Annotated in this window: 12 protein-coding genes and 2 pseudogenes; 8 read left to right on the forward strand and 6 right to left on the reverse strand. The window is 52.8% G+C overall.

The window, feature by feature from the left end:
* The 3 genes and pseudogenes from C8J33_RS23920 to C8J33_RS23930 form a co-directional block, all read right to left on the reverse strand.
* The gene (locus C8J33_RS23920; protein WP_132665602.1) at positions 1–486 is read right to left on the reverse strand and encodes a prepilin peptidase; all 486 of its coding nucleotides are present in this window, start codon (positions 484–486) and stop codon (positions 1–3) included.
* A 3-nt stretch (positions 487–489) separates the two neighbouring features.
* Positions 490–2,607: a type II secretion system secretin GspD gene (gene gspD, locus C8J33_RS23925; protein WP_165929877.1), complete on the reverse strand. Its 2,118-nt coding sequence runs from the start codon at positions 2,605–2,607 to the stop codon at positions 490–492.
* A 438-nt stretch (positions 2,608–3,045) separates the two neighbouring features.
* Positions 3,046–3,620, reverse strand: a pseudogene (locus C8J33_RS23930) (recombinase family protein).
* Positions 3,621–3,860: 240 nt separating this feature from the next.
* On the opposite strand from C8J33_RS23930, the gene C8J33_RS23935 reads away from it, so the two are divergent.
* The 3 genes from C8J33_RS23935 (at position 3,861) to C8J33_RS23945 (ending at position 5,972) form a co-directional block, all read left to right on the forward strand.
* Positions 3,861–4,847, forward strand: coding sequence for a transglutaminase-like domain-containing protein (locus C8J33_RS23935; RefSeq protein ID WP_245507272.1), 987 nt, complete (start codon positions 3,861–3,863; stop codon positions 4,845–4,847).
* A 27-nt stretch (positions 4,848–4,874) separates the two neighbouring features.
* Positions 4,875–5,399: a hypothetical protein gene (locus C8J33_RS23940; RefSeq protein ID WP_132665603.1), complete on the forward strand. Its 525-nt coding sequence runs from the start codon at positions 4,875–4,877 to the stop codon at positions 5,397–5,399.
* A 276-nt stretch (positions 5,400–5,675) separates the two neighbouring features.
* Complete coding sequence (locus tag C8J33_RS23945) at positions 5,676–5,972, forward strand: hypothetical protein (protein ID WP_132665604.1); 297 nt, start codon at positions 5,676–5,678, stop codon at positions 5,970–5,972.
* A 356-nt stretch (positions 5,973–6,328) separates the two neighbouring features.
* On the opposite strand, the gene istB is transcribed toward C8J33_RS23945, so the two are convergent.
* Positions 6,329–7,210, reverse strand: coding sequence for an IS21-like element ISRel3 family helper ATPase IstB (istB, locus tag C8J33_RS23950; RefSeq protein ID WP_132665605.1), 882 nt, complete (start codon positions 7,208–7,210; stop codon positions 6,329–6,331).
* Between the two features lie 153 nt (positions 7,211–7,363).
* On the opposite strand from istB, the pseudogene C8J33_RS23960 reads away from it, so the two are divergent.
* The 4 genes and pseudogenes from C8J33_RS23960 to C8J33_RS23975 all read left to right on the forward strand — a co-directional run.
* A pseudogene (locus C8J33_RS23960) lies at positions 7,364–7,546 on the forward strand (transposase); the annotation flags it as partial.
* 200 nt (positions 7,547–7,746) lie between these two features.
* Complete coding sequence (locus C8J33_RS23965) at positions 7,747–8,106, forward strand: Imm8 family immunity protein (protein ID WP_132665606.1); 360 nt, start codon at positions 7,747–7,749, stop codon at positions 8,104–8,106.
* A gap of 142 nt (positions 8,107–8,248) precedes the next feature.
* Positions 8,249–8,665: a hypothetical protein gene (locus tag C8J33_RS23970; RefSeq protein WP_132665607.1), complete on the forward strand. Its 417-nt coding sequence runs from the start codon at positions 8,249–8,251 to the stop codon at positions 8,663–8,665.
* A gap of 94 nt (positions 8,666–8,759) precedes the next feature.
* The gene (locus C8J33_RS23975; RefSeq protein WP_132665608.1) at positions 8,760–9,209 is read left to right on the forward strand and encodes a hypothetical protein; all 450 of its coding nucleotides are present in this window, start codon (positions 8,760–8,762) and stop codon (positions 9,207–9,209) included.
* Positions 9,210–9,308: 99 nt separating this feature from the next.
* On the opposite strand, the gene C8J33_RS27175 is transcribed toward C8J33_RS23975, so the two are convergent.
* Positions 9,309–9,464, reverse strand: coding sequence for a hypothetical protein (locus C8J33_RS27175; RefSeq protein ID WP_165929878.1), 156 nt, complete (start codon positions 9,462–9,464; stop codon positions 9,309–9,311).
* 8 nt (positions 9,465–9,472) lie between these two features.
* Positions 9,473–12,208, reverse strand: coding sequence for an HD domain-containing protein (locus C8J33_RS23980; RefSeq protein WP_132665609.1), 2,736 nt, complete (start codon positions 12,206–12,208; stop codon positions 9,473–9,475).
* 386 nt (positions 12,209–12,594) lie between these two features.
* Here C8J33_RS23980 and C8J33_RS23985 point away from each other — a divergent pair, with 386 nt between their 5' ends.
* Positions 12,595–13,728: a site-specific integrase gene (locus C8J33_RS23985; RefSeq protein WP_132665610.1), complete on the forward strand. Its 1,134-nt coding sequence runs from the start codon at positions 12,595–12,597 to the stop codon at positions 13,726–13,728.
* The last annotated feature ends 32 nt before the right edge of the window (positions 13,729–13,760 follow it).

A 13,760-nucleotide genomic window follows, 5' to 3' on the forward strand; every position in this document is an offset into this window, starting at 1 on the left:
TCAAAATCCCAGGGATATCGTGTTTTGGTTGGAAAGCACGGTAATGAACAGGCCGAGGGCAAGGAATGGTCCAAAAGGTATCCTGGTGTCTCGTATGCCGGTCTCGCAAGCAGATCTGTACGTAAGGGCGACGTAGCCTAAAGCAGTCAGACTGGATGTGGCCAGGAAAAGAGGATAATTTTCCAAATCGATCCAACAGGCAGCCGCAGCTGCGAACTTAACGTCTCCTAATCCAAGTCCGATCTGCCCCCTGACTGCTGAATGCAGGGTTCGCACACCATAGAAACATCCAGAAAAAAGTATCACACCGACCACCGTTTCTATCGGGACTAGCTGGCCTTGAAGTGCTTGGAAGAAAACTCCTGATATGGCCAACGACCAGTTGCAGATATCCGGTATGATGAATTTGCGGAGATCGATACCTGCGATCAGAATTAGCTGAAGCGCCAAAACTCCGGTTGCCGCGTATTCGACATTCAAGGTCACGTCTCAGTTTGCCAAACGTACGAGATCACGCCGGATCCGATTGCCAGCGGTATCACTTCGACCAAAATCAAACTGCTGGCGAAATTCGTCTGTGACCTGACGAGCTTCCTCCGGGTCCCGAACGATCCGAGGGCGGATGAAGATGATCAGCTCCGTCCTGTTGATCCCATCGGTCTTCGATTTGAAAGCATTTCCCAGTAGAGGAATATCTCCTAGAACAGGGACCTTTCTCTGATTCACTGTCTGCTTTTCTTGGATCAATCCGCCTAGCGCCAGGCTCTCCCCATCGTGAACCACAACTTGTGTTGAGATTTTCCGTTGCTGAATTGTGGGAGAGTCAATGCCGGAGCTGGTCGTGGCGACGACGTTGCTAACTTCCTGCTGGATGTTGAGCATGACACGCCCGGAACTGTTGATGCGAGGGGTCACATTCAAGATGATCCCCGTATCTTTCATTTCGACAGTGTTGATGACTACCGAATCGGAAGACGCCGTATTGCTGCTCGTTTGGGAGACGATTGGAACCTGATCACCGACCTGAAGCCGCGCCTGCTGATTATTGATCACCATCAAATTTGGTGAGGAGATAACTTTCACTTTGGTCACACTCGACAACATCGACAGAGCGGTTTTTGCATCAGTCGCCACATGCGTCCAATTGAATCCCGGAAACGTTGCTGTCACAGCACCCGATGCCAAATCAGACAGGCCTAGCGAGTTATTGCCGTTCTCCAGGTACCAACGAAGCCCAAACTTGAGCTCGTCGTTCAATGTGACTTCTGCGATCACGGCTTCGAGGAAGACCTGCGTCGGAAGAACGTCAAGCTGGTGGAGAATTCGTTCAATCCTCTCATACTCCCGAGCCGTCGTGGAAATCAGTAAGGCATTGTTTTCGACGTCGGCAACGACAGAAGGTGTGCCTCGCCTACTAGATTCGGGCTCGGTCTGTTGAGGCTCTACCGCTGCCGACGCATCCATGCCCTGCGATGCTAAAGTCTCAGCAACGAGATCTGGCGCCACGGGCGATGGTTGAACGGAGCGTTCTGGTGCCTGACCTGATGCAAGAACATTCTGAAGGATTTTGGCTAGTTCGCCAGCAGGTCTATTCTGGATTTCGTAAACGAATAACCGCTCCTCGTTCGTCTGGGCGATACGATCAAGCTTCGCAATCCACGCGGACACCTTCGGCAGGTAGGCGGGCCGAGACGTTATGGCAAGAACAGCGTTAAGGCGCGCGTTTGGTATGAACCTGACTGTCTTTGCGTTCGGCCCGCCGTCAACACCGAAGACTGTGTTGAGCTCTTTAACAACGGCTTGGGGCTGTGAAGTTTTTAAGGGGTAAAGTGCGGTCGACATGCCCTTCATCCAGTCCACATCGAATACCGATATCGAGTCACGGATTGCGGCAAGGTCGCCGTTGTTTCCCGCCACGACAATGTAGCTGCGCGCAGGATCTGCTCGAAGCACAGAACCTTTCTTGCCGACCTGATCCAAGATATCTCGCATTTCGTTTGCGTCGATGTATTTCAATTGCATGACTTGAACCTTCATGCCCGGCTCACGTCCGGAAAATCGGCTGCTGCTAACGACTGCATTGGATCCAGCGGCTTGGGCGAGAGGCACGATTTCATACCGGTCGCCTTTTTTGACGAGAGCTGCATCGTTGGCTGCAAGGGATGACTCAAGGATGTCAAGCAGGCTCGCTTTCGACATAGCTGTATTAGTCTGTAGGGTGATGTTTCCTGTCACTGCAGCGTTAACGGTGTAGTTGTACCCCATGATGTCACCGAGAATTTTCTTAGCGGCTAATGAGATCGGCGCGTCAACGAGATTAATCGTGAACCCCTCTGAGCCGTCTGACGTTGCACCGCTCGTTACGGATGACTTTGACTGTCCAACGAAATCGCCAGAGCCGGTTTGGGCGAAACCTGTTGGCGCAGGCGCTGCCGTCGCGGATCCTTGCCCAGCAATGGTTGTGGTCGTCGGATAACCGCGGAGGCTGTGAGCCTTTGGCTTTCCAACGCCGTCCAGCAATGATGCCCATTGTTCGTCGCCAGACGTCGAGGCGCACCCTGAAAGCAAGCCAAACGCGAGACCGAAAATAGCCGAATTTTTAAGCACCCTCGCCCCTCAACTTGAGCTAGAACTACTCTACAGGTAACGCGGCTCAGCGGAACGGCAGAAGATCAAGTTGGTGTAATTACCCCCAAGAATCTCACTTTGGCGTGGAGTGGGAGGAGCATCTGCTTTCAGATGCAGCCAGTAGCAAAGCGCTGATAAAGTCGTGGGCTGTTTCGGGGTGGAGTATAACGATCTTGCCAGCTGATCGGCGAATGACGCCTTGACATTCTCGATGTCGTGGCGGACATCTCGATATAATCATCCTCTGCCGAGGCTTTAAGCGACTGAGCAAATATCAAGCCAACTGGCTAGGAAAAGCTCATCAGAGACATGGTGATACCGTTGTACCTGGCTCTCGCTCAGATGCCCTATAGCGGCACGGGTGCTTATGCTTATCTGCTATCGTTGCGTTTCGCTTGACGTTTGCTTGCTAGCAGATCATTTGCGCCTCTCGCGGCCCCCCCCCGCAGCATCGACATAGGCGTAGAGCGTCGACAACGAAACGCCGAGTTCAGCCGCGACATCACGTGCTACATTATCACGATCTGCCATCATAGCCATGGCCGCCTTCAGCTTCTTCATTGTCACGATGCGAGGTCGACCACCAGCCCGGCCCCGAGCACGCGCGGCTGCCAGTCCTGCCACAGTGCTTTCGTGGATAAGATCGCGCTCGAACTCTGCCAGGGTAGCAAAGATGCCGAAAACGAGGCGGCCGGTTGTTGTCGTGGTGTCGACGTCGCCGGTCATCACCTTCAAGCCAATCCCTTTCTTCTGAAGGTCGCTGACTAGCCCGACGACGTGGCAAGCGAGCGGCCGATGCGATCGAGCTTCCACACGACAAGAGCGTCCCCAGCCTGTGCGATCTCAAGCGCTTTTGCTAAGCCCGGACGTTCAGTTGCACGGCCCGAGCACACGTCCTCGAAAATCTTCTCACACCCGGCGCGCCCAAGGCCGTCGCGTTGGAGATCGAGATTCTGATCGCTGGTTGGAACCCGCATATAACCAATCAGCACCGGCGATCCCTCTTTTGGCAATAACTTAGAGGCATCTGGGTTTACTGGCCATAGGTTTCTGGAAGCGTTGTTGTGAAAAATAGTGGCAATTCAAAGCTTGTTGGAACCGACTTTACAAGAACCCAATAAACCGGGGTTTGTTGGACAGAACTTTAGCGGGACCATTGAGTTTCCGACCGCACTTCATGTCATCATAAAAACATAAGGATGAAGGTCAGGCAGCATTGACAGCAACCCTCTGTGATCTTTACCGATGGTTGCATATTCTCAGGATTCTTTATGAAGCCCTTCGCCAACCTGATCTCTGCAATTGTTCTTCTGGTCTCGACCTCGATAGCGGCCTTGGCCGAAACGCCAGTGGTGCAATTGCAGGCGGATACCGAAACCCTGTTTGCTTCCGGCCGTGATCTTGCTGACGTCAAGTTGTCTGTCGACCACATGGTCGCTCCATCGACAAACGTTCAGGCCGCGAAAATCATGATCGACGGCATGGCCGCCGATGTGAAGGCCATGGCGGGGGAGAATGCAAAGAGCGCGGAAAAGCTGACGGCCCTGAAGCGGTATCTCTACGAGAGCGGCGCCTGGAATGAAAACAGACCCTTCCAGTACGATCTCGATGATCCGCTCGGTGAGAAACCTGCGAACCGTCTGCTGCAACGCTACCTGACGACCCGGCGCGGCAATTGCATCACCATGCCGATGCTGATGATGTTCGTCGGCCAGCGCCTCGGTCTGAACATGACGCTCGCCGAAGCGCCGTTGCACGTCTTCGTAAAATATACGGACGGTGATGGTGCCATCTGGAATCTGGAGGCGACCAGCGGCGGCGGCTTTACCCGCGATGCCTGGTACAGGCAAAAATTGCCGATGTCGGACGAGGCGGTGGCGAACGGCGTCTATCTCCGGCCGCTATCGCATGAGGAAGCAACGGCGCTGATCGCTTCGTTCTTGGTGGAACATCAGATTGAAGCCGGCGCGTTCGAAAATGCGATCGCCGTCTCCGACGTGCTGCTGCGGCACTATCCCAACTTCGCCTATGGACTGGTGAAGAAGGGCAGCGCCTACAGCGGCCTGCTGCGGCGAGAAGTGGCAGGGAAATCTACGCGGATGAAAGACATTCCTGCCGATCTGAAGGTGAAAGCCGATCAGTGGTATGGGCAGAATATGCAGGCTTTCGCCAAGGCGGAAGCCATGGGATGGCGACCGCAGGACGGCCAGGCGCAGTGACGATTTGATTTGCGTGGGGACTTGTTCATGAAGTGCTTTTCCGGCTTGTTTCTGACCCGCATTCTCAGTCTGCTGCTCGTTTGCGGCATGCTGTCCGTGTCGCTTGCTCCTGCCGCACATGCGCGGTTCATCTCGCCCGATACCTGGGACCCGACGATCGAGGGTGTCGGCACGAACCGCTATGCCTATTCCGGAAATGATCCAGTCAATAAGAGCGATTCTAACGGCCACATATTTGGAGACTGGTTTTCGGATTCGGCCACAAGAGACAGAGATAATGCCTCCGCCGCTCAGGAGATGAGGAATGACGCAAATCAGCTCCGCGAGAATGGTGCCCCCGAGCCTCTTAGCGATTTTGCCGATAGAAAAGCCGAAGACTATGAAAGCCGCATAGGCAAAACGACACGAGAGCTTATCGGGGAAGACCTCAAAGAGGCCTTCAAGAATGGTGCTGCGAGCGGCACTATAGGCGCTATGACGGGTGTTCCCGGCAGTAAGAAAGGCTGGGAAAAAATGTTCTCAGCACGAAAGCAGAAATTCCTGGTAAGTTAGCTAACAGAAATATTTTTGATCCTAAAAACTGGACTGGATGCGAGAAATGCGCGCTCGATATACAGAAATCTATCGGTGGAACAATTCATAGAATTGCTCCAATGGAGGGACGCTTTTTGGGTCAGTATAAGGGCGCTAATCCGGGTTGGTACCATCATGAAGTAGTAGTCAAAGATGGGCGTGTTTATGACGCTTTTGGCCCACGTAACGGTATGCCTATACAGGATTATAAATCTCAATTTCGATACCATGACGCTATAGACTTTGGCTTCTGAAATGAAGAAAAACAATATTGAAAATTTCCGCAGAGTTCTGTCCCGTCGTGGCATGTATGTCGCGGACGACAACTTAGACCAAGTTTTTGGGCTTGTTGGTGGATTTGATGCGGCAAGTGACCCCTCCATTTTAGACGGATTTCGAGAGTGGCTCTTAGAAGAATATCCGCAATGTGATGGGCCGTTCGGTTGGACAACTTTAGTAATCCAAATCCTGCCCATTGAACTGAAGGGGCAAGATGCAGTTGATGCATTTGTAGATATATTAACACAATTCCTTGATACAAGGCATAACTGATAGCCCCATCTTGTAGATGTTCTTTAATTACGTGTTAATTCTACCTCTCTCGTTCATCCATGCCGGACCGGTCTTTTCCTGCTTGATCCCGCCCTCTTCCGAGCAACCTGTCGCGCTGCTCGGGTGTGAATCCTGACTATTCGGCTGACTTCTGCTCCTGCTCGCTCTGACCGACTTCGGCTTCTCGCTCATCAGGCCGATCGCTCTTTCGAGCCTCTGCCAAAGCCCGTCGAGTTGTGTCCGCAGCAACGCGATCCACCCCGCGAAGCGATCCAGATTGCGGGCGACGATGGAGCGTTAAAGCTGGTGTCAATGCCGCGTGAATTTTCCCCAGAAGCCGAAGTAAAATTCCCCATTTACGCCGACGTGGATGCCAGGGAGAATTGGGGATTTTTCGGCGGGCGCCCGCGTGGCTTTTGAGGTGGAGCGAATGCGGGCGGAGCAATGAGGGCTTTGGAGCGAACATGTTCCGGCATCAGTTCGGCATGCTGGCGCAATCGGTAACTCGACCCCTCGATTTGCACGACGACGGCGTGATGCAGCAGTCTGTCGAGAAGCGCGGTGGCGACAACTGGATCGCCGAAGACATCGCCCCATTCAGCGAAGCCGCGGTTTGATGTCAGGATCATCGCACCTCGTTCATATCGGGCGTTGACGAGTTGGAAGAACAGATTGCCGCCGCCCTGGACGACCGGTAAATATCCGATCTCGTCAACGATGAGCAGGCTTGGCCTGCAGAAGAAGCGAATGCGCTCCTGAAGCCGACCCTCACGTTCGGAACGGGCCAGCGCACCGATGAGGTCGGCAAGGTTCGTGAAGTAGACGCTCTTTCCAGCTTTGACGGCTTCGACGCCGAGCGCCGTGGCAAGATGACTCTTGCCGGTTCCAGGTGGGCCGAGGAAATGCACGGCCTCGTGTCGATCGACGAAGCCAAGCTGGGCCAGGGTGAAGATGCGATCTCGGTCGAGGGAAGGTTGGAAGGTGAAGTCGAAACCGGCAAGGGTTTTGATCGTCGCCAACCTCCCCATTCTTAAGGCGGTCTTGATGCGGCTGTTCTCGCGCAGGGGCAGTTCCTCGGACAGCAGGATATCGATAGCCTCGAGGGCAGATAGCTCACCGTGCTCGAGGCGGCGAACGACATGGTCGAGTGCTTCCAGTGCGCGCGGCATCTTCAGACCGACGAGATCATGGCGAATACGGTCGATCATGGATGGAATGGGGTCGAGGGTGGCGCTCATGGGCGGCTCTCCCGTGCCAGGACTTTGCCGACGGCGTCATAGAAGGCGAGCGACCGCTGCAGCACGGTGTCGCCGGCAGGCTTGACAACAAGGGATTCGTCTCCTGTCCTTGGCCTGTGTTGCGGCGTCATCGATCGTTGATGATACGTACAGTCACGGCACCGTCGAAAGAAGGTCGAGATGCTCTTTGCACCCCTCAAGCGCATCCTACGGATGGCACGTTTGAGACTTCGAGGACCGCGCGGTGCCCGAGACGAATTCCTCCTTGCAGCAACCGCAAAAAACCTCAGGAGGCTGGCCAAACTCAGGCCACGACACGGCGTCATTGCCGCTTGAGAGCGGCATAAATTGATATCTCGCGCTTCGGCGCGAGGCGGACCTGCAAACCCGCTCTCACAAAGGCAGAAAAGGGCGGATGAGCATACATTCCAGCGAGTTTTTCAACGAAATCTGCCGGTTGCGAACATAAGATTTACAGCTAGTTTGAGCTGACCTATTAATCGTCGCCTGGCTATTCGTCCGTCTGTCGGTGCAACATGACTCTGAGATACAAAGGCTTCTATTTTCACAACCACGACAACTGGCAACCCGAAGATCTCACAGATTTCGGTTGTTGGGCGGACTTCTACATTGGCAACGATCGTGGAAGTGATGCGTTTACGGTGTTGATTTGTACGCCGTCATGGTTCTTTCGTGAGCGGGGCGCTGCGGTCACAAGCGGTCGCAACGTAATTTTTATGCCAAGCTTTGATCTAACTGCCCTGGACAACTTCCTTAAAGCAGAATGCGATGGCGAAATTGGCATGAACCATGACACTACCATGCTCAAGATTGATGGCATTGGTGACTGGGAGTTTCGCTATAGGAGCTACTTGGATACGGGTTCCGCGCCATAAGCGGACAGAGGCCATGCCTGCCAATTGCATCCACCGGTCAAACTAACAGCTCAACCTATCATCCATTGCAGGCGCCATAAGCAATGTCCGCTTCGCACCCAATAGCAGTCGCTGAGGCGGAAGATAAATAAGGTGTGGTTTGATGCCAGGACTGAAAGCAGCCTCTTTTCCGATCCAACTTCGTGATCTCTTCAAACTACTCGATCGGCATTCAGATGAAGAAATTAAAGATGCGATAGTCTCCGAGAATTTTTCGTCCCGACTAAATTTACCGACTAAAATTGGGCGTTTAATTGCAATTTATCCCAACATTTGGACTGATATCGGGTGGTATATCTCGATCAGAAAAAGCTTGCACGTTGATAATTTTCCTTGTGTACATATCGCTTATGCAACCAGCGCGAAAGCGAACCGGTCGATTGTCGAAGAGCATGGGGTATTTTCGATCCTGACGGGCAACAAGCGATCCGAAAAACTTGTTATTGCCTTTTGCCCTTGGTGCGCGATAGGCTTGAACACAGACGCATCGCAGCGGCTTAAGCACCCGAAAAGCGAATAAACCAAAGGGCACGTTGCCGGTTTGCACCCAATTACTGATATCGCGATATATCGGCTCGGCAAGAAAGCTCTAACATCGGACAAAGCATACGACCATGTCGAAACCAACCTTCATGCGCTTGAACGAAACATGGAACGCGGAGCCAAATGCTCCTCACGAAGTGGTGGCAGTCAGCGGTACTACAGTGCGCCTGGAGTTTTTCCTCAATCCATGGATATACGAAGCGAATGAAGGAGAGAGGCGCGTCCTTACATTTGAAGAATGCTCAATGTGGCGTCTGGGAGCCACGAACGATGAGGGCTGGTATGCTGGACAGTGCCGCTACGGCAAAACCGCCCCGGGGTGGGGCGAATTTTACGAGCTGCTTGGTGATGACGACCAACTACTCGGACCTATTGATTGGCAAAAAGTCACGCGGTTGACACCGGAGAAGCGACACTTTCTCTTCTATCTTCGCGACAACACGTTCGAGTGCCTGGCTTCCGATTGGCGGCTTGAGAGCAGTATTCTATTGAGTAATGCCTTGCTGCCTCCTGCTTTGTGACGAGCCGAGCGATGACTGCATTGGGCCGAAAGGCGTCTTCGGCGGGAAAGCGCCTTCATTCCTGTCATCGGCATGCTAGTATTCTATTCCCGAAAGCGGTCATTCGCTGCGCACCGCGTTGTTGTCCATAAAGGGCGGGAAGCGGAACTTCGCTACAACAGCAAACGATCCCAGACCCGAGGCACAAAGCTGACTTTCTTGACAGGAACAGCCATCCAAACGTCGATCAACCTGATTGAGTGTGCCCTTCAGCATGCGCGCATCTATCGCTCAATATTAAGTGTGAGGTAAAGTACTTTTTGCACTTTGCCGTCCTCATCTACTATCGATCTGGTGATCTCCTCCCATCGAGACTTACAGCCTTCTGACTGGATATATCTCTCAAAGTACCCAATAAGACAGTTTTGGCTGGCCAAATCAGGGTCGGAATAATTTGCATTCCAATAATCATCCCCAGACAAAATTGTGAACTGATTCAAATAGAGAATTTCGTTACTAAAATTTCTTTTATAGAGCGAGGGTCCCAACCAAGCATGCTCTTCAATTCTTTTTCGATTTTCAAGATAGCCGCCACGCATATCAAATAGAACCGGTCGTTTATTAACGAAGTGTAATAAATCAAAGTTCTTTACCAGATGAATTTCACCATCCAACATGAACTGATTCTCTTTCCAAATCGGATATGCATCAAATCCCCACCTAACAACATGCTGTATGGTGTTTTGGATGTCTCTTAGGTGAATATCCATTTCAGCCAGCAACCCAACTTGTTCGGGCAACCAAGCCTCTGCCGACTCGGGCGAAATTGCGCGAATCCAGTTGTCGGCACGGGTACCACGTGCCGCACCAGACGGCGGCACGCTCACTGCTCCGATGATGTTGCTGTTTCGCCCATCATCGAGAGAAATAAGCCCCGAGATACCCACCATTCCGTGAGAGTAGTAGTCTCCTTGACGGTAACCCACGTCCAATGCTGCCAAACCGACCTGCACATCGTTGTCATATATGTTTCGGATGCGTGTTAGATCGCGTTCTAGATCAATGTGCTCGCTAATCTTTTCTCCGTGTTCGTGAGCATTCAGTGCAGAAATCCATTCAAGCACAATCGCACTATCATCTGACTGATCTGGCATGCTTGGAAGCAATAATTCCGGATTGCCTTCTTTGAGGTAGTACACCGGGACATCGACAAGGGCCGCTGTGGCGCTCAAGAAATCTGGAAACGGAACAGTAAGACGACCCTTGGATCGATTTTTAAACAGCAGAACTTCACCTGACTGGTTGATTGATACATCGTTAAGCTCGACAGCAACGCGGGTGGAAAGATCGGTGCTTACATTGGGAGGCAGCGATGACGAAAGAAGCGGGCGCAATGTCATACCATTCTTAAACTCCAATGTCCTAAAACTAGTGATGTCCGACGAGAACCTCCGTGATGATACTGTTACAGATTTGGCAATCATGAAGATGGAAAAAAAACCAATTCCAAATCTACCTGAAGATTGAAAGTTTGAGGAAAGCAACCCAGGCCATTCAGATTGCACCAGTTGTGATTTCCAGAAACTTGAACCGAAGTCTAGCAGATGTCCAGTCAATGTAGACTCGGACATACCCACGCCGTTATCTTTAACTACCAAGACCCAATTATTTTTTACTTCTTCAAGCGAGACTTTAATCGCTCCATTCTTGAATGTTGGCTCAATGGCCTGACGCGCAAAGATTGCATCTCTCGCGTTCTGAATAAGCTCTCTTAGAACAACGCCAAATTCTGTCTGTTCGTTATATAGTTGAGCCCCCCCCAGCTGGGTTACAACGGACTCAACGTTTCCAATTCTTACTTTCGCCTCCGTTGGGTGCCAACCCTTCGTTTTGACGACTGCGGTCAAACTCTCGGTGTCTTGGGCTCCGTAGACAGAATTGTGTTTAAATACGGGAGCGTTTGGGCGATCATATTCAGCTAGGGCGTTATTACACTGGCGGATTTCTTTCGATAGAACATCAACGGCTTCTTTCGCCACCCACCAAGCAGATGCCTCTGAGGGATTGAACGGCCTGGTAGAATTGATCGATAGTGTTTGCCCTGAGCGATCTGCCTGATATTCGCACAACCTGCTCAGGTAGTTCTGCGCAAGCCAGTGATCTTGAGAGACGCGGTTGCGAGCTAGAACTGACAGTAGGAAATCTGGAGCTCTCCTACCATCGATATGACCGGCATCAGCACAACGCAGTATACATGCCAGTTTTAGAGGATGAACGACCCAAGATGACGGAAGTTCGCCGGTCGGATTTACCTGTTCCTTGAAATCGTTGGTCACATCGTCAATGTCCCAATGATGAGATCCAGCGATTGCTCCGATCATCTCCCCATAGTGATTCCTTAAATGTGAATCATCAATTAGGTACTCGCCGTTGCGCTCGTCCCTACGCCATTCTCTCACCGCCAAATCTTGACATTCAGATGCGTGAAGATAACGTACAGTTGCGAAATCCGCGTTGTTTCGCGCAGCTTCATCATTCCCGCGTCGATTGGATTTGTGATAAAAACTATAGTTATCTTTCCAGACAGTGGTCTCGCGAAGTTTATCAGCACCACCCTCATACGCTGTGAAACTAAGTGCGGTGTCGTGCAACAAAATGGCAGCACCGAGAATGAAGCCTTCGAGTGGATTGAATGGGTAGTTTGGTCCACAGATCGTACTCCCCACCTCCCATAACGCATCCAGATGGGAAACCTCATGTGCAGTTAGGTCAGGAAAATCTGTGCGTACCATTGACGAAAGCTGATCGGCTTTCGATCTCATGCGGGTTAGAGAAGATACAAGCCGCTGAATGTCGTCTTTGTAATCCGACTGATCAACGAATGCACTGCTCCACAGGCTGGAGTTTTTGACTGATGGTGGAAACATCTCTTTCGCTCCCTTGGCTATGGCAAGAGGTAACAGCGGATCGAAGACTAGGCAAATGCCTGCTTGTAAATGTTTCCAGCGCCTTCCCGACATTCGAAAGTGGTCGCGTTTAGACGGTTCTATTGCTTCGCCTAGGATCAGTTGTTTGGCGCCTACACTCCCGAGAAAATCTTGTAGGTTTTCAAAGGGCTAAGAGTCTGCTTTGGCGGTGAATAAATGTCTGCTTTCTGGAAGCTGCGCTGCAGCGAGCCCGTTACCAACAGATGGCCGCTTCGGGCAGGGAGTGACATTGCTCAGGTTGAAGCCGGATGTCTGCTTCACCAGCTTCGTCACCACAAGCAGCCTGACAGGTTGCGGCCCCATATCAGACAGCGCGCCGCCGAAGGCAAACGTCCGCTTTCCGCACCAAGCAGACGGTGGGTCGCGAACCTTCTTGGACTATGCGGAGCATTATCGGACATTATTGTCATTATATAGAAATGGCCCAAATCATCGAGCAAAACAGCGAAAATCGCGTCGAGGAGACCTCAGCCCCGTCTCTCAGCACGGCGGCTGAGCATGATATTTCCGCGAAGCAGGTGTCGGGGGGAAGCCCCCTCCCCTTTCTTGCAGTTCAGGACCAGACGCCCGCCCATCTTGCCAGCCTTGCTGATCGCGCCCGGGGCTACGTCGAGGCCGCCAGTTCCGCAAACACGCGCAAAGCCTATGCCTCGGACTGGAAGCACTTTTGTGCGTGGTGGCGCCGATCCGGCCTCACTCCCCTCCCTCCGCATCCGCAAACCGTTGGGCTCTATATTACCGCCTGCGCTTCCGGCACGGCCGCGAGAGGAGCCAAGGCCAATTCCGTTTCCACAATCGAGCGCCGCCTTTCCTCCCTATCATGGAATTATGCGCAGCGCGGGCTCGCCCTCGATCGTAGGGACCGGCACATCGCAACCGTTATGGCCGGCATTCGCAACAGCCATGCCAGGCCGCCGGTGCAGAAGGAGGCGGTCATGGCTGAGGATATCATCGCCATGGTCGAAACGCTCGACCGCGGTTCGCTGCGCGGCCTGCGCGACCGTGCCATGTTGCTCATCGGTTTTGCCGGTGGTCTTCGCCGTTCCGAGATCGTTGGCCTTGATCTAAAGCCGGACCAGACCGAAGATGGGCACGGCTGGATCGAAATCCTCGACAAGGGAATGCTCGTCACCCTGCGCGGTAAAACTGGATGGCGGGAAGTCGAAATTGGCCGCGGTTCTTCAGACGCCACCTGCCCGATCGCGGCAGTCGAAACCTGGGTCAAGTTCGCCAAGCTTGCGCACGGTCCCCTCTTCCGTCGCGTGACGGGACAAGGCAGAGCAGTTGGGCCAGAACGGCTGAATGACAAGGAAGTCGCTCGGCTGGTGAAGCGTGCCGCTATGGCGGCCGGCGTTCGCGGTGACCTCAGCGAGATCGAGCGTGCGTTTAAGTTCTCCGGTCATTCCCTTCGTGCTGGCCTTGCTTCTTCTGCCGAAGTCGATGAGCGGCATGTCCAAAAGCAACTGGGGCATGCGTCCGCAGAGATGACCCGCAAATATCAGCGCCGACGCGATAGATTTAAGGTCAACCTGACTAAATCCGCAGGTCTCTAGATCAAAAGGTGCAATCGTCCGAACATAGGGGT

The sequence above is a fragment of the Rhizobium sp. PP-CC-3G-465 genome, assembly GCF_004343445.1.
In the GTDB taxonomy this organism is placed as follows: Bacteria; Pseudomonadota; Alphaproteobacteria; order Rhizobiales; family Rhizobiaceae; genus Ferranicluibacter; species Ferranicluibacter rubi.

Bases quoted from the DNA above. Each gene is read 5' to 3' on its own strand.
- C8J33_RS23970 (WP_132665607.1), top strand. From the start codon at position 8,249: ATGCCAGGACTGAAAGCAGCCTCTTTTCCGATCCAACTTCGTGATCTC.
- C8J33_RS23975 (WP_132665608.1), top strand. From the start codon at position 8,760: ATGTCGAAACCAACCTTCATGCGCTTGAACGAAACATGGAACGCGGAG.
- C8J33_RS23940 (WP_132665603.1), top strand. From the start codon at position 4,875: ATGAAGTGCTTTTCCGGCTTGTTTCTGACCCGCATTCTCAGTCTGCTG.
- C8J33_RS23980 (WP_132665609.1), bottom strand. From the start codon at position 12,208: ATGTCGGGAAGGCGCTGGAAACATTTACAAGCAGGCATTTGCCTAGTC.
- C8J33_RS27175 (WP_165929878.1), bottom strand. From the start codon at position 9,464: ATGCTGAAGGGCACACTCAATCAGGTTGATCGACGTTTGGATGGCTGT.
- C8J33_RS23965 (WP_132665606.1), top strand. From the start codon at position 7,747: ATGACTCTGAGATACAAAGGCTTCTATTTTCACAACCACGACAACTGG.
- istB (WP_132665605.1), bottom strand. From the start codon at position 7,210: ATGAGCGCCACCCTCGACCCCATTCCATCCATGATCGACCGTATTCGC.
- C8J33_RS23945 (WP_132665604.1), top strand. From the start codon at position 5,676: ATGAAGAAAAACAATATTGAAAATTTCCGCAGAGTTCTGTCCCGTCGT.
- C8J33_RS23985 (WP_132665610.1), top strand. From the start codon at position 12,595: ATGGCCCAAATCATCGAGCAAAACAGCGAAAATCGCGTCGAGGAGACC.